Source organism: Alkalicoccus halolimnae (assembly GCF_008014775.2).
Classification (GTDB): domain Bacteria; phylum Bacillota; class Bacilli; order Bacillales; family Salisediminibacteriaceae; genus Alkalicoccus; species Alkalicoccus halolimnae.
On the sequence record NZ_CP144914.1, the window covers coordinates 971,505 to 988,849 of the forward strand.

Below are 17,345 nucleotides of genomic sequence, written 5' to 3' on the forward strand. Positions count from 1 at the left end.
GGAACCATGATTTTTCTGTAAGGCCGCTTACATTATTCGTCTGCCAGTCCAAGATACCGCTTTACATGGCTGCGGAAGTAATAAGTGATTCCGAGCAGGACAATAAATACCCCTATAGCAGCGAAAATCATCACTGCCTCCCCGGAGGCGATGCTCGCTCCTAAAAAGCCGTAGGCGAACACGCCTGGAATAATTCCGATAACGGTGGCAATCATGTAATAATTGAATTTCACTTTGGCAAAACCGGCTAAGAAACTGAGCAGATCAAAACTGACGACAGGGATGAGGCGGAGGACAAACACGTACATAAATCCCCGTTTGTCCATTTGTTTGAAGACCTTTTCCGACCAGGCGTACTGGTCTATTTTTATGACAGAGCTCCCAAAGAAGCGAGCCATAATATAGCCTGTAACGGCTGCTCCGGAGGCTCCGAGCATGATATACAGGACACCAGGCCAAACCCCGAATGCCAGTCCTGCACCAAGAGATAAGACAGAAGTAGGCAGAAATACAAGAGGGCCGATTGTGTAGATGAAGAAAAAAACGACCGGGCCCCACCATCCGAAGGAAAGAATGAATTCCCGAATAGCCTGCGGGCTAATGTCATAATAAGAATGGGTAATATAGGCGACGGTGCCGAATATAAGTAAGGACAGAATAATTTTGATCCATAAACGTTTGTTTTTCATGATCTGATCTCCTTTTAACAGTCTGCTGTCTGAAGTGTTTTCCTGAAGACTGTAACAAAAGTCAGTATAGACGCTGCCGGGTGTAAATTCAGTAAGGCAGCTGACAGTTTTCTAAAATTTCAGCAGAAAAATTCAGGCAGCTTTGTCTACACAGTTTCGCATAATTATTGACTTGGAGTAAGGAATAAGGTCTGAGAGGTATAAAGATTTTAGAGGGATTAATAAAGTTTCCTGAAATAAGAAGGGCCTTGAACGAAGGGAGAGAATAAAATAACATAAGGATGTAATATGTGGATAGGAGACTGGAACAAGAACCCAGTTAAATTGAAGGAGGATCTGCTATGGCAAAAGTAAAACTCAGCGATGTCGTTGATGGAATGGATTTAATGTCGCCTAATTTCAGAGGTTTTCTTAAATCTTCCGCAGGACGGTTTCCGCTTCGTAAGACAGCCATTCAATAAACATTCACCGGGCTAAGACGCCTGCCGGAACGTGAAACATGGGTAGAACTATAAATGAAAAGAGGTCTCCTATAAGTCTAGGGCACGGCTTCGCGCATCATAGCCACTCCAGCATAAAATAGGACAGAGGTACTTTCCTCTGTCCATTCCATGGTGACTCTATTTTATTTACCCGGCCTGCTTTACACTTAGGAACGTGACTGTAAGCAGGATGAGTGCCATACCAAGAAGCTGAATGATGTTCAAAAAATCGCCCAGCAGCAGGACACCAAATAACGAAGCAGTGACCGGTTCGACCATGGCGACCATCGAAGCTGTAGTAGGTGCCGTCATCCGGATACCAATCACATAAAATATAAATGAAACACCGGCCCCGACAAGCCCTAACAGAATAAACCATCCAATATCGTCCGATGTTACGACACTGAAAGCTTGATTCCTATCCGAAAAGAAAAGAAGGACGACACAGAAAGAAAAGAAGGCGATAGTCAAAATAGCCTGCGGTCTTCCTGCAGCGGAGGCATTTTTAAAACCGAAGATAAACACAGCGTAGGAAAGACCGGCTGCAAGCCCCGCTGCTGTTCCGAGGAAACTGACGGAAATCGATTCGGGATTATAAGCACCCGTAAGCAGGATAATTCCCGTTAGTACGCTGGCAATACAGCCCCATTTAAACCAGGTTGAACGTTCTATGCGAAATATAAAAGAAGCTAACAGAACAAACACAGGAGCGGTGTACATTAATGTAGCTGCTACAGGAACGCTGGAGGCTTCGATACTCAAATAATAAAATGAAAAGTTTCCAGCTACGCCGACACCGGCTAAAAGCGACCAGGTGAACACACGCTTGGAAATATTCAAATTCTTTTTGAAGCGTAAGAGAAACCATATGGAGAAGCATATAAACCCAACAGCCCCTCTGTAAAAGGAAATCACGATAGGGTCCCAGCCCTTGTCCATTAAAATATCACCAATTCCTCCGCTGATCCCCCAGAATACAGCAGCCATCATCACTAAACCTACACCTGCATATTTCATCGCGCACCTCCTAAAGATAATTAATGATCCGAATTACTGCTCGAACTGTCAGCCCTACAGTTGATCATCATTTTTAGTTTCCATCGGGGCGGGATGGATCTTCGACTCGTCCTTCACCGCCCCGGAGCTCTCTTTCGTGGGAGAGCTGCAGCTGAGTTTCTTGTACTAGTCAACAACGAACGCTTCAACAGCGTTTTCTAAAAAATGTTTTATTAATGGCTTTATCGCTGATTCCTTTTATTACCTATACCTAAACCTGAAACTGTCTTCATACAGAATGGAAATTCAAATTTTAAGGGGTGAAAAAATGTAAAGCAGTTTACTGATTGAAATCTGAAATGCCTAACGACGTAATATAAAAAGCAGAGAAGGTAAAATGCCATCTCTGCTTTCGTAAATGATAAATCAGAAGTATTCAATCGATTTTAATTAAGAAAAGGCTGTCTCAAAAGGTATATCGAGACAGCCTGGAAAGGAGCAGGACGAAGTATTAAAAAGCCTGTTAGACGTGAATTTGTCTAACAGGCTTTTGTCCGTATGAAGCTGTGCCTCTATCCTTACGGAACAGCTCTTTTAACTGACTTATTCGTTTACGGTGGAACGGGAAATATGCCGGACATCGTTTCGATTCTGGAGGTACTTTTCCTGATAAGAGGCTTTTTCATCGTCTGTATAAAAATGACTCATATAATCGGATTCATATAGCTGATGGAGGTATTCTCTTTTCGGATGCAGCTTTTCTTTAAATTCCTTATAGACCGCATGATACCATTTTTTGCTTCCCATATTATCATTTTTTAATTCGAATTCCGGCAGGTCGAGAAAATCTGCGATCACTGTCTCCGAGTCGTTCAGCCTTTCCATCTTTAAAAGCAGAATTTCAAGGTTTCCTTCGCGGATAACCGTATGTCCTTCCTCCCGGTTAAACGGGTATTCGTAGATGTTAACTCCCCACGCCCGCTGAAATTCTTCGTGAAACCAATTAACACCGTAAGTGTGATTAAATTTTTTGAAAAAATCATTCCTGAAAGCTTCCATATTGGTGTTTTCTTCCCTGCGGTTGTCTTTGTGTTTGTTAATATCCATAAGGGGAACATGAAAAGCATGAAAATACATCGACATATTTCTTGATACCGGCTCCCGGACAAGGCTGATTATCTTTAATTTTTTCCGGCTTTTCAGCAGCCGCAGAACGAGCTGATGCCGTAAGAAATAACGGAGACGATAGCCGAAGGAACGATAATACTTGGTCGAGTGATAGTGTTTGTACATTTGAGTAGAGAGAGGCGAGTAAAAACTGTGCACATGGATAGGAGTAAATCCGATGGTCTTCAAAGAACTTGTAATCGAAGTGGATCCTACTTTACCCATTTGATGAATCAGTACCAGATTTTCATTTTTTCGGTACGTGTCGTTAAAATACTTGATTTTTCTAAGCATAAAGAGCTCCTTTCTTTTGACATCCGTTTTTTCCATAGAAAACGGCTTACCTCAATGATCAATTCTCTCCGCATGGAGCAGCCTTTTTTCTTTCTTTTGAGTGAAATTCCTGTTTTTGATTGTACCATTTATATAGAAGGACGTTCAAAACTAAATGGGAAGTGACTTATGGAAAAGATGTTTTCCCTGCCATTTCACGATGATTTTTTATCGAATCCGATTTTCCCCAACGACTTTACCCGACTGAAGTGAGCATAAAATGTCGGGTGGGAAGTTGTTCCACCTTTTATAATATTAAAGAGAGGGGGACGTACATTCATGGATATGTTAAAAGAAATAAACGCCGCATTAAATTACATTGAAGAGAATCTTAGTGATCCTATTGATTTAAAACGAGAAAAACAGCCGGCCCCTGATTTTTGCGGGCCGGCTGTTTCTTTGTTGTTTTTTTACAAGAGAAAATGAGCAGAACAGGTAATGAACTCAAGCAGGTAAAAGACGAGTATTTATCAGAAAGGCATCACGATCCTTTGTACATCTTTTCCTCTACTTTTTTACAGGGCAGCTGCCAATCCAGCTTTGTTCATAAAATTCCAAGGCTGGTTGAAGTGCGGCTGGAAAAAGAAGTCGACATAGCCGAGCTCGTCAATGGTCATACCTGTCTGTACACAGACACTCAGCGTATTGATGGACTGCGTGACGTCAGCTTTTGAAATTACCTGAGCGCCGAGAATTTTTCTCGTTTCCGGCTCATAGGAAATCTTCAGCTGCACATCTTCTGAAGTCGGCATAAATTCCGGACGGTGTTTTTCATTTATTGTGATGTTTTTCACATTGACTCCTAAAGCAAGAGCGGACGTTTCCGTCAATCCGGTAGAAGCCATATTTAAATCGAAAATATGGAGGCCGGACGTTCCCTGGGTGCCGATATTTTTCATGGTCGGCTGGATAATGTTTTTGGCGACAAGTGTTCCCATCCGTACAGCATTCGTAGCGAGCGGGATGTAGGCATGCTTTCCGGTAGGGTTATATTTTACCGCACAACAGTCGCCGGCGGAGTAAATGGCAGGATCACTCGTCTGCATATATTCATTCACTTTGATCGCGCCGTTGTCGAGCATGGCCACTTTTCCTTTTAACAAGCCGGTGTTGGGACGGAAGCCTACGCACATAATAACGAGATCTGTCTCGACACGGCCTTTATCCGTAACGACCGCTTCCACTTTCTCTGCTCCGGAAAATTCCTTCACGGATTCTCCGAGCCGCAGTTCAATTCCCCGGCTTTGAAAGTCCTGCTCAACGAGATTCGTAAATTCTTCATCCAGATATTTGTTTAAAATCCGGTCGACGCCGTCAATCAGTGTTACCTGCTTGCCGGCTTTCTCGAATGCTTCTACAAGCTCCACGCCGATGTAGCCTGCACCGACGACCGTAACGTGTTCAGCCTGTTTCGCTTTGTCGATAATCGTATTGGCCTGGTTGTAGTTTTTAGCAAGCAGTACATTTTCGAGTTCAATTCCCGGGATCGGGGGAGTGACGGGCCATGAACCTGTCGACATTACGAGTTTATCGTATCTGTCTGTCAATTGTTCGCCGGTCACGAGGTTGACAGCTTCTATAACCTGATTGTCCGTATCGATATTTAATACATCGTGCTGCAGTTTCAAGCTGATGCCAAGCGCTCTCAGTTTTTCCGGTGAGGAGTAAAACAACCCTTTAGGATCTTCCACGACACCGCCAACGTATAAAGCAAGGCCGCAGGAAAGAAAAGAGACATTGTCATTTCTCTCATATACGGTAATTTCCGCTTCAGGATAAAGTTCCGCCATATTTGTAACCGCTGCAGTTCCAGCATGGGTGCTTCCAATAACAGCTATTTTCATTTGATGATCCTCCTAAAAATATTATTGTGAAATTAATCACAAATTGCTTATAACGTTAGTATAGACACTTGAAAAAAGAATAGCAAAATAAATGCTCACTAATTCACAAGAAGGAATATTTTTAACTTGATTAACGGTATGAAGGGGATGTTAAGAATAAGCTCCAACGTTATTTATGGGGTGGGAAGGCTCTTTTTGAGCAGTTCAAAAAGAACTTTGAAGTTGGAGATATTACGTGTAATACAAAGGAGGAAAGGTGGAGGAGTCTTTATTTTACAATCTTGTGATTTCTATAATTTTTAAGTTAGTTAATTTTTGTTCTAAAGAAAAAACACCCTCTAAGGCATCTGTTGTTCCATCTGACTTAAGGGGTGTTTTTAAATTTGGTTTTCGAGCATATTTTATTTGAAAAAAGTGAAAATCAATCATGAATCAGGCCAATACCAAATGGAAGTTTTTTTCTTCATAGCGCCTTTTAGCAGCGGCATCGAGTGAGGAGGAGGTAATGATCGTATCGACACTATCAATCGGCAGCCATCTTATCAGGGACCGTTGATCAAATTTCGTATGATCCGCAAGCACAACGATACGATCAGCCAGTTCCGCGATACGCTGTTTTGTACGGGCCTGGAGTTCATGACTGTCGCTGACTCCCCAGGAAACGTCTATACCTGTACAGGAAATAAAAAATGTGTTGATGTGGTAATCATTAATAATTTTATCAGAGGTGACACCTACAAGGGACATCGATTCTGTCCGGAGATATCCGCCGGTGAGTATCACCGTAACGTGTTCTTTTCTGGAAAGTTCGATGGATACATGAATAGAATTAGTAATAACAGTAAGTGGTATATTTGGAATTTTTCTTGCCATTTGCAGTGTGGTCGTACTGGCATCAATTGCTATGATTTCCCCTTCTTTGATTTCCTTTAAAGCAACGTCTGCTATATTTTTCTTTTCCTTAAGGTGTTTTTTCTCCCTTTCCAGGGAGGGAATTTCAAATCCTTCCGAGCTGGATTGAATGGCTCCTCCACGAGTGCGAATAAGTAATTTTTGTTTCTCCAAAAATTCCAGGTCGCGGCGGATTGTTTCTTCGGTTACCGTAAGATCACGGCTTAGTTGGTGTACTTTAACTTTCCCCATCTGTTTAAGCTGGTCAAGAATTTTCTGGTGACGTTTGTCAACTTTGGATTCTACAGAAAGCATGTAATTCAACTCCTCTAATATGGAATTTATAAATATTGTGTCAAATAATACTCCTAGTATAGAAGATAATTGCTAAAAGCTAATTATTCAAGCAATAAAGTCCTTTCAGGAAAAGAGATTAATATTCAAAAAGTAGAATTATGCAGTTTGTATTCCTCTCTATAATAACCAATTTCAATAAAAATAGGTAGATAAATGTGGAATTTATTTTATTAAACCATAAAAAATCCATGTTATAAAATAAAAAATGTTGAAAACAAAAATTTTTATGTCTATAATACACATAAGACAGGAAGACACTTTATTATATGGAGGATACTATGGTAAAAAATCTCTGGAATGACCAAAAAGCAGAATCAATTTCATCGCCGTTGGAAGAATTGGTTTACCGGTCAAATCTGATCGGTTCGGACCGTGCAGTCTGTAATGTGGGTGGTGGAAATACATCCATGAAGACAGTGGAAAAAGATTTCCGTAACCGGGACCAGGAAGTCATGTGGGTGAAAGGGAGCGGCTCTGACCTTGCTTCAATGGGACCAGAAAATTTCACGGGACTGAACCTGGAAGACATTAAGCCACTCCTCGAAAGAGAAGACATGAGTGATGAAGAGATGGTGAAGTACTTAAGTAACTGCATGATAGACAGCAGCCATCCGCGTTCTTCGATTGAAACTCTGCTTCATGCTTTTCTTCCTTTTAAACATGTAGATCATACTCATCCGGATGCTATTATTAGTATTTGCTGTGCTGACAACGGCAGGGAAGTAGCTGATGAGATATTCGGAGACCGCTATGTATGGGTGCCATATATACGCCCGGGTTTTAAATTGTCCAAAATGATTGCTGAAGGAGTAGCGGCTAATCCTAAGGCAGACCTTGTTTTAATGGAAAAGCATGGACTTGTGGTTTGGGGAGATACAGCGAAAGAGAGTTACGATAAAACCATTTCCGTAATTCTGGAGGCAGAAGCGTACATTAATAAGCAGAACAGCAAAGAGCCATTCGGAGGAGATGCCTTTAAATCTCTTTCAGAAGCTGAACGAAAAGAAGTCTTGAGCGAGATCCTTCCTTTAGTGCGCGGTCAGATGAAAGAAGAGAAGCAGGTATTGTTAACATATGATGACAATGAAGCTGTATTGGAATTCGTGAACGGAAAAAATGCAGACTCTACCTCTCAGGTGGGAGCGGCGTGTCCAGATCATTTAGTTCATACGAAGCGGGTGCCGCTTTATATTTCCTGGGATCCGCAGAAGGATAGTATTGCTGCTCTGAAAGATAAATTAAAAAAAGGCATTCATACTTATAAATCAGACTACAGGGATTACTTCGAGCGTAACAAACGAGATGGAGACGAGATGTTTGAGCCTGCACCGCGGGTAATTTTGATACCTGGTATTGGCATGATTAACAGCGGAAAAGATGTCAAGATGGCCAACGTCAGCGGCGCTTTGTATAACCGGGCAATCCAGGTGATGAAAGGAGCAGAGAAACTCGGTAAATTCGTTTCTTTAAATGAAAAGGAGTCATACGAAATTGAGTACTGGCCGCTAGAGCTTTATAAGCTTTCGCTTGCTCCTCCAGAATCAGAATTTTCAAGGTCTACCGCGATTGTAACAGGCGGAGCCGGGGGAATTGGAGGCGAGACGTGCAAGCTTTATGCCCAGCAAGGAGCTCACGTAATCGTTACAGATCTTAATCTGGAAGGTGCTCAGCAGGTAGCCGATAAGATTAATGCTTCTTATGGGGCGGGCAGAGCGATAGCAGTGAAGATGGATGTAACGAAAGAAGAAGAAATTAAATCTGCTTATCAACAAGCAGTCCTTCATTTCGGAGGCATTGACATTATAGTTAATAACGCAGGACTTGCCACCTCGAATCCTATTGAAGAAACCACACTTAAGGAATGGCAGCTTAACATGGATGTGCTCGGTACGGGTTATTTTCTTGTATCCAAACAGGCATTTTCTTTATTGAAAGATCAAGGGACAGGAGGAGCCATCGTTTTTGTCGGATCTAAAAATTCAGTATATGCAGGAAAAAATGCTTCCGCGTATAGTTCTGTGAAAGCATTGGAAGCTCACCTGGCAAGATGTTTAGCAGCAGAAGGCGGAGCTTTTGGCATCCGTGTGAATACAGTTCTCCCCGATGCTGTTCTTCAAGGTTCTGCAATTTGGGATTCCTCTTGGAAAGAAGAGCGTGCGGCGGCTTATGGTATTCATCCTGATGAACTGCAGGAACATTACCGCAAGCGTACGACGCTGCTCGTTGATATTCTGCCGGAAGATATCGCTAAAACCATCGCCTTTTTATCCTCCAGCCAATCATCCAAAACTACAGGCTGTATGATTACTGTAGACGGTGGCGTCCCGGCAGCCTTTACACGCTGATGTAGTATGGAAGGAGGAAGCGATCTTGACGAATTGTTATCTAGCTGTTGATATTGGCGCTTCAAGCGGCCGTGTTATTGCAGTTTCATATATTGATAACCATATCTATGAAAATGAAATGCACCGGTTTTCAAATGAAATGATCAGTTGGAAAAATTACAAAACGTGGGATATAGATGCTTTATTTGAACATATTCTTTATGGTATCAAAACAGCAGTAAACAACGGCTGGAAGCCCCAAAGTATTGGAATTGATACATGGGCTGTGGACTACGTACTTTTAGACGATAAAGACGAACGGATCATGCCTCCGATAGCTTATCGTGATGCACGTACGTCTACTGTAATTGGCGAGCTCCATGAGATTGTTTCTTTTGAAGAGATATATAGTACAACTGGTATTCAGTTCCAGCCATTTAATACCATTTATCAAATCTATGCCCACCGAAAACAGGAAAGCGAAGCCTGGAAAAAAGTATCGAGCATTCTATTGCTGCCCGATTACCTGCATTTCTGTCTCACAGGAAAAAAAGCTGCAGAATATACGAATGCAACTACAACACAGCTCGTCGATGCAAAATCCAGAGAGTGGTCACCTACGGTATTGAAATTGCTGAATTTTCCAGATTCGATCTTCCCTGAAATCCTTGCACCAGGAAGTTCATTGGGCCAGGTGAAAAAGGAGTTTCTCCCGGGCACCCTTTCGAAACTCGATGTTATTCTCCCTCCGACGCATGATACAGCTTCAGCTGTAGCCGGAGCGCCGCTCACTGAAAACAGTTTATTTATAAGCTCGGGAACATGGTCTCTTATGGGAGCAGAGCTGGAAGAACCGAGTCTTACACCAGCCTCCCTTGAACGAAATTTTACAAATGAAGGGGGCTATGAAGGCCGCATCCGTTTTCTTAAGAATATCATGGGATTGTGGATGATCCAGGAAATAAAACGTGAATATAGCAATGCCTATTCGTTTACGGACCTTGTCCACCTGGCTAAAGAAGCATCATTTGATGAGATCATCGATGTGAACGATCCCAGATTCCTGCATCCTGAAAGCATGAGAAAGACACTGCAAACCGTCTGCCGGGAAACAGGTAATAAACCAGATGGACCGGGAGAGGAAGCCCGCTGCGTGTTTCGAAGTCTGGCGTCCTCATATGCAGCAGCCGCTTCAGAATTAGAAAAGCTTACGGAAAACGAGTACAAATCGATTCACTTATTCGGCGGGGGGAGTCAGAACGAATGGCTGAACCAGCTCACGGCTGATTTTTCCGGAAAAACAGTGATAGCAGGACCGGTGGAAGCCACAGCTTTAGGTAATGCAGTCGTTCAAATGATCGCTCAAAAGCAGTTTTTTAATCTCACCGAAGCTCGGGATACTATTCGCAAATCATATAACCTAAAATGGTATGAACCTAAGGAGGGTCTTTTTGGATACAACAACGAACCAGCGTTTTGAATCAGCAAAGCAAATGTATGAACAATGGGGCATTGATGTGGAGGCTGCCATGAGGGATACTGCGAAGATTCCTATCTCGGTTCACTGCTGGCAGGGAGATGACGTTACAGGCTTTGAGGTGAATCAACAGGAACTTTCCGGAGGTATAGAAGTAACGGGCGATTATCCGGGGAAAGCTTCAAACGGAGAAGAGCTTCGTCAGGATTTAGAAAAAGCTCTTTCTCTTATCCCGGGAAAACATAGAGTAAACCTGCATGCCATTTATGCGGAAACAGATGGAAAAGATGTTGGACGGGATGAATTGGAGCCGCATCACTTCCAAAGATGGATCAACTGGGCAAAAGAAAACGGACTCGGACTCGACTTTAATCCTACTTTGTTTTCTCATCCGAAGGCTGAAGACGGGCTGACGCTGGCCCATGCAGATGAAAACATCCGCCGCTTCTGGATTGAACACTGCCGAAGGTCGCGGAAAATCGGCGAAGCATTCGGGAAGGCGCTGGGGACGCCGGCGTTAACGAATATATGGATTCCGGATGGGTTTAAGGATGTGCCTTCCGACCGCTACACGCCGAGACTGCGTTTAAAAGATTCTCTTGATGAGATCTTTAAAGAAGAGATCGACCCGCGGCATAACCTGGATGCGGTGGAAAGCAAGCTGTTTGGCATCGGTTCAGAAGCCTATGTGGTCGGTTCGCACGAGTTTTATTTAAGCTACGCGATGAAGAACAACAAATTGTGTCTTCTCGATACCGGGCATTATCATCCGACAGAAATGGTATCGAATAAAATTTCCGCTTTTCTTCCTTTCCAGGAGAAAATAGCCCTTCACGTTTCCCGTCCGGTACGCTGGGATTCCGATCACGTTGTGGCATTTGATGACGAACTGAAAGAACTTGCCCTCGAAATCGTTCGAAATGGGGCAGCAGAAAAAGTGAACATCGGCCTTGATTTTTTTGATGCTAGTATCAACAGGATTGCAGCTTGGGTGATTGGCACACGCAATATGTGTAAGGCCCTTTTGTTTGCCCACTTGATGCCAAACGAACAATTGAAACAGTTGCAGGAGGCGGGAAATTATACAGAACGCCTTGCAATACTTGAGGAATTCAAAACCTATCCATTCGGCGCTGTTTGGGACTACTATTGTGAAACACATGACGTCCCTCCAGCAGCCGAATGGCTGACTGAAGTAAAAACCTATGAAAAAGACGTTCTTTCTACACGTTGAAGATGAGTGTTATTCAAGCTTTGGAATAGGGTTAAGCAGGATAATAATTAGGAATGAAGCTGCTTGTGCTTAAGATTATGATACGGAGGCAACCTGGACGTTCTTAGCAGGAATGTTGAAAATGTGGATTATCCACATTGGAGTATCGGAAACGGCTGATATAGCTGAAGGCTAATAATAAAAACAGGAGATCCTTCTGTCTAAAAGTAAAGTGACCGTCTTTACCACTCTCACATATCGACTTGCTTATTCTGATACAACAGCCCTTTTGCGAATAGATCAAAAAGGAAAAGCTGTTAGACTGCATCTTTTAAACAATATTGAGATTTAAAAAAGTCTCCCTGAGCCTCTTGTGGCTCAGGGTACTAAAAAATTTATCGAGTGTCTGACGATGGTACATTGTCGGACTGTATCAATTTTATTTTAATTGGCCGCCAGGTAGGAATGAGAGCTGAATTCACAGTGGGCGAAAGTGCTCTGCAGGCGGGTTTAAGAATAGCAGAAGAAGACGATTAATATTAATTCCCAAAATAAAATGTTGATTTTAAAAATTTTTATGTTTATAATAAAAAATAAATTGATTATTACAAATATTAAGGGGTGGTAAGTTGGGAATAAAAGATTTGCGAGTAGAACATCAGATTAATCCCATCGGAATAGATGAAGTTTTCCCCAGGTTTAGTTGGAAATATACTGCAGGATCGATAAAACGACAGAGGGCATATCAGATTATTGTAAGCGCTTCATCAAAAGAAATTTGGAACAGTGGGAAAGTTCATTCTTCGGAGTCACATTTGATACCTTATGAAGGTGAGGAGCTGGATCCTTTAACTAAGTACGAATGGCAGGTTCAAGGATGGGATGAAAACGATAAGTCGATTGAATGGAGTGATAAAGCGGTTTTTATCACAGGAAAAAGAAATACTCCGTGGCAAGCCTCATGGATTTCTCTTTCAAAAGAAAAATATAATGGAATACAGCAAAGCAGGGATCTTCCTGTTGTCCGCTTCCAGCACACAATAATACCGCAGCAGGCAATTGCATCGATACGTATTACCTCTTCAGCTCTCGGAGTTTATACTATGCAGCTGAATGGTGCACTGCTGACTGAGGACAGGCTGGCACCAGGCTTTACCGATTACGAAAAACGTATCCAATATCAAATGTACGATATTACTGATCAATGGAAATCGCAGAGTGGACAAGACATAACTATTTCAGCAGATCTGGCGCCTGGATGGTACTGCGGGCAGGTCGGAATGATTGGCAGGGAGATGTATGGAACCATTCCTGCTTTTGCAGCAGAAATACATGTTGAATATGAAGATGGATCCTCGGACATTTTCCCCACCTCCAGCGAATGGGAAGTAAGGGAAACAGAAATCGAAATGGCTGACATTATTCATGGGGAAGATATCGATGCGAGAAAACAAGAATCGCTGAATAATCTCGGTTCTCCCGAAGTTCACGCCATGAATCCAGATCTGCTATTTTCTCAGGTGGACCCTCCTGTTAAAGTGCAAAAAGTATGGGAACCGGAGTGGCAAAAGACGAAAGGGCAACGCACAGTGATGGACTTCGGACAGAATCTTGTAGGATGGGTTCGTTTTAAAGCTTCCGGAAAAAGAAATACGCGTCTTAAAATCAGGTTCGCTGAAATGCTGGAAGAAGACGATGAGCTTTACAGGGAAAACTTAAGAGGATCACGCGCCGAAATTAATTATACGATGAGAGGCGGGGAGGAAGAAGTTTACGAAACCAGATTCTCTTATTTTGGATTTCGCTATGTAGAAGTCAGTGTAGAAGAAGGAACTTTGGACGATATGCACATAGAAGCTTGTGCCGCATATTCTTCCCTGGAGGAAATAGGGAATATTACGACAGGGCATGAAAAAGTAAACCAGTTGTTTCATAATATTCTTTGGGGGCAGCGAGGTAATTTTGTTAGTATTCCCACCGATTGTCCTCAGCGGGATGAACGACTTGGATGGACCGGAGATGCTCAGATATTTGCACGGACGGCAAGTTATAATATGAATATTTCCAATTTTCTTACAAAATATGTTTATGACATAGTCGATGCTCAGTTTGAGAGCGGGGCGTTTCCCGATATTGCACCGGATGCCGGCTGGCACCAAGTAAAAGCAGCTAATTATCAAAAACAGCGCACTATTCTTCCAGAGGTAAATCATCCAATTGAAAACTGGATGGCTGAGAGCAATGCAGGCTGGGGAGATGCAGGAGTAGTCATTCCCTGGACCATATATTTGACCAACGGAGATAAGAGAGTACTTCAAACATTTTATCCAGCAATGAAGAGATGGATGAACTATTTGGAAAATAGAAGTGAGAACGGACTGGGATCTGCCAACACGGTATACAGTGACTGGCTGGCAGTAAATTCGTATACTCCCAAAATTGTGGTAGCAAGTGCTTACTACGCCCATAATGCTAATCTGATGTCCAGAGCTGCGACTGTACTCGGACATAAAGAAGATGCTGATTACTTTAGAAAACTTGAATCCTCTATTAAACGAGAATTTGATAAGCAGCTTATACATGAAAATGGAGAAGTGCACGGGGATTCTCAAACAGGTTATGTGCTTGCGTTGTATATGAATCTAGTAACAGGAGAGAAAAAGGAACTTGTGTTAAAGAAGTTCCTGGAAAATCTTCAACGGCATAATAATCATCTAACTACAGGATTTTTAGGTGTCGGCTACCTTCTTCCTTCTTTAACTGAAGAAGGAAGGCAGGACAAAGCTTATGATCTGCTTCTAAACGAAAGCTATCCTTCATGGATATACTCTATCAATCACGGGGCAACAACAATATGGGAAAGATGGGATGGATGGACAGCTCATAATGGCTTTCAAACAGCGCAAATGAATTCCTTTAATCATTATTCGCTTGGGTCTGTAGGTGAATGGATGTACCGGTATATGGCTGGAATAGAAACATCAGAGCAAAACGCAGGATTTCGTCACATCCGGCTTCAACCGTATCCGGATCCACGGGTTGGTTTTGTAGACGCCGTTTATGAAACTCCATATGGAGAAGTTAGGTCTCATTGGAAGCTGGACAAGGATGACTTTTCCTGGGAGGTGACGGTCCCTCCGAACACGACAGCCACGGCTGTTTTGCCTGATGGTTCAAAGGAAATAGAGCTTGAGGCCGGAACACACGTTTTTCAATCCACTGTAACTAACAGCAAAGCTTCATTATAAAATATAATTCAGGGGGAATTAGTATGAAAAAATATTTGTTAGGTTCTACACTTGTCTCAGTAGTCTTGATTGCATCTGCCTGCGGGAATAGCAGTGATTTCGAGGAAGAAGGGGGAGGAAACACTGAAAATGAAAACGCAGGTGAAAATAGTGCTGAAGAAGGAGATGTACGAACGGTAAACCACTTGTCAAATAATACAATTAGTGATTCAGAAGCTTATATATTAAATTCATTAGATGAAGAGTTCGACGGGACCGAATTCAGCGTGGAGACGATCGAGCAGGGTAATATCGTGCAGCAGGTACAGCTGCGGGCCTCCAGCGATGATCTCCCGGAATTGTTTAAGTATGAAGGAAATCAGCTGGACGACTTTATCGATAATGATCTAATTGTCAATATTGGAGAAGAGTTTGAAGAAATGGGAATTTATGAGGAAATTAATCCCGCTGCACTAAGTTTACTTGAGTCTATGACAGATAGTGAAGAACTATATGCTCTTCCTACTGAACTTAATATTGAAGGTTTCTGGTACAACCAGGAAATGTTTGATGAGTACGGACTGGAAGAACCTCAGACTTGGTCAGAAATGATGGAAGTAGCCCAGCAGCTTACTGATGAAGGCGAACAGGCCTTTTCAGCAGCTGGAGGAGAAATGTGGCCGCTTACCCGTTACATTAATGGATATGTTATCCGTTACTACGGTGTTGATGCCATGGAGCGTGTGGAAAACGGTGAACTAAGCGTTACAGATGAGGGCTTTATAGAGGCCGCAGAAACTGTGCAGGAGATGGCAGACAATGGGTACTTCGGACGAGGTGTAAATACGATTGATTCCGATACGGCGCTCGATGTATTCCTTCAAGGCAATGCTGCTATGTACTACAGTGGAAGCTGGGATTTAGGCAATTTCAGTAATGAAGAGCGGAACATGATTGGCATCGATAATATCGGTCTCTTTAACATTCCAGAAGTAGAAGGCGGAGAAGGGAATTTAAATGAATGGTCAATGAATACAGGTCTTTCGGTGGTTATGTCGCAAAATAATTATGACGAGCAAATGAAAGAATGGACCGAACACACATTTTCGCAGTATGGAGAGCGCGCAATGAATGAATTAGGAATGATTACAGGATTTGAAATTGATGAAATTCCAGAGGATACCAACGACCTGACCCGGAACGTCATCGAACAAATCAATGAAGCAGAAGATGCTGCCCTGTGGTTTGAAGGCCGCTTTAATTCGGAGCAGCAGAGTGTGTCCGAAAACAATGTCCAGCTGCTGATCGGTGGAGATATGTCAGCTCAGGAATATATGGAATCCCTGCAGGAAGCGCTGAACGACGAATAATGCACATCTGAATGTAGGAGGATTTTCTCCTGCATTCAGCTTTTCTCTCAAATTTAGGCGACGAAAGTGGGTGAAAATAAATGAAAAAAGTTTTAGGTGATAAAAAAGCGATTTTTATATTCATCGCACCTGCTTTTTTGATTTATTTATTGATATTGCTCGTACCGATAGTCTGGTCCATTGTGTATACATTTTTTTCCGGATCTCCGCTGTCAGGTTTTGAATTCACCGGTATTTCTAACTACATCCAAATGTTTAGAGATGGAGAATTTTATAACAGCCTTTGGATCACGATAGGATTTACAGTTATTGTTACTTCAGGCCAGGTGCTGCTGGGACTTTTGCTGGCACTGCTATATGCTTTTTATATTAAAAAAGGATCTTTTATTATCCGGACACTTATATTTTTCCCGGTTGTCCTCCCTACTGTAGCCATTGCCCAGCTGTTTTCCAAGCTGTTTGAAATTGCACCGCAGTTAGGGCTCGTGAACAGTTTATTTGATGTCCTTCAGCTTGAAGCGATGATTCAGCCATGGCTTGGGCAGACGAGTACAGCTTTTTGGATTCTTTGTCTCATGGAAATATGGAAAGCCATGGGCTTCTATGCAATCATTCTCTACACTGGATTGATGGATGTTCCAGAAGATATCATTGAGGCGGCCAGAATGGACGGAGCTCACGGATTGAAACTCGCTCAATTTATTGTCGTGCCTTTGATGAAGCCTATTCTTATTTCAGCAATTATCTTCAGCCTTAACGGAACACTGAAGGTGTTTGAGCAGGTTGTCGCTCTTACAGGCGGCGGACCGGGAAACAGCACGATGACGCTTTCGGTGTTAATGTATGATAATGCATTTACATATGGAAACTATGGATACGGCAGTACTTTGGCGGTTTTCCTTTTAATTATTAGCTTCATAGTTTCGTATGTAGTATATAGGTATTCATGGAAAGATTCGACACAGTAAGGAGGGA

11 protein-coding genes are annotated in these 17,345 nt (G+C 42.5%); 6 read left to right on the forward strand and 5 right to left on the reverse strand.

The window, feature by feature from the left end:
• Positions 1 to 32 precede the first annotated feature (32 nt).
• From FTX54_RS04325 to FTX54_RS04345, 5 genes are all read right to left on the reverse strand, one after another.
• Positions 33 to 689: a TVP38/TMEM64 family protein gene (locus tag FTX54_RS04325; RefSeq protein ID WP_147803285.1), complete on the reverse strand. Its 657-nt coding sequence runs from the start codon at positions 687 to 689 to the stop codon at positions 33 to 35.
• Between the two features lie 629 nt (positions 690 to 1,318).
• Positions 1,319 to 2,188: a DMT family transporter gene (locus FTX54_RS04330; RefSeq protein WP_147803284.1), complete on the reverse strand. Its 870-nt coding sequence runs from the start codon at positions 2,186 to 2,188 to the stop codon at positions 1,319 to 1,321.
• Between the two features lie 582 nt (positions 2,189 to 2,770).
• Complete coding sequence (locus FTX54_RS04335; protein ID WP_187254498.1) at positions 2,771 to 3,628, reverse strand: putative capsular polysaccharide synthesis family protein; 858 nt, start codon at positions 3,626 to 3,628, stop codon at positions 2,771 to 2,773.
• A gap of 554 nt (positions 3,629 to 4,182) precedes the next feature.
• Positions 4,183 to 5,511 (reverse strand): FAD-dependent oxidoreductase, encoded by a 1,329-nt coding sequence (locus FTX54_RS04340; RefSeq protein ID WP_147803282.1) that lies wholly within the window; start codon positions 5,509 to 5,511, stop codon positions 4,183 to 4,185.
• 432 nt (positions 5,512 to 5,943) lie between these two features.
• Complete coding sequence (locus FTX54_RS04345; protein ID WP_147803281.1) at positions 5,944 to 6,717, reverse strand: DeoR/GlpR family DNA-binding transcription regulator; 774 nt, start codon at positions 6,715 to 6,717, stop codon at positions 5,944 to 5,946.
• A gap of 320 nt (positions 6,718 to 7,037) precedes the next feature.
• Between FTX54_RS04345 and FTX54_RS04350 the strand changes: the two genes are divergently transcribed.
• From FTX54_RS04350 to FTX54_RS04375, 6 genes are all read left to right on the forward strand, one after another.
• Positions 7,038 to 9,104 carry a bifunctional aldolase/short-chain dehydrogenase gene (locus tag FTX54_RS04350; RefSeq protein ID WP_147803280.1) on the forward strand — a complete coding sequence of 689 codons (2,067 nt, stop codon included), beginning with the start codon at positions 7,038 to 7,040 and terminating at the stop codon, positions 9,102 to 9,104.
• Positions 9,105 to 9,129: 25 nt separating this feature from the next.
• Entirely contained in the window at positions 9,130 to 10,563 is a 1,434-nt protein-coding gene (gene rhaB, locus FTX54_RS04355; RefSeq protein ID WP_147803279.1) for a rhamnulokinase, read from the forward strand.
• Between the two features lie 13 nt (positions 10,564 to 10,576).
• Complete coding sequence (gene rhaA, locus FTX54_RS04360; RefSeq protein WP_246125593.1) at positions 10,577 to 11,794, forward strand: L-rhamnose isomerase; 1,218 nt, start codon at positions 10,577 to 10,579, stop codon at positions 11,792 to 11,794.
• Positions 11,795 to 12,588: 794 nt separating this feature from the next.
• Positions 12,589 to 15,021, forward strand: coding sequence for a family 78 glycoside hydrolase catalytic domain (locus FTX54_RS04365; RefSeq protein ID WP_147803277.1), 2,433 nt, complete (start codon positions 12,589 to 12,591; stop codon positions 15,019 to 15,021).
• A gap of 23 nt (positions 15,022 to 15,044) precedes the next feature.
• Positions 15,045 to 16,370, forward strand: a complete 1,326-nt coding sequence (locus FTX54_RS04370) for an ABC transporter substrate-binding protein (protein WP_147803276.1) — start codon at positions 15,045 to 15,047, stop codon at positions 16,368 to 16,370.
• An 80-nt stretch (positions 16,371 to 16,450) separates the two neighbouring features.
• The gene (locus tag FTX54_RS04375; RefSeq protein ID WP_147803275.1) at positions 16,451 to 17,338 is read left to right on the forward strand and encodes a carbohydrate ABC transporter permease; all 888 of its coding nucleotides are present in this window, start codon (positions 16,451 to 16,453) and stop codon (positions 17,336 to 17,338) included.
• Positions 17,339 to 17,345 lie beyond the last annotated feature (7 nt).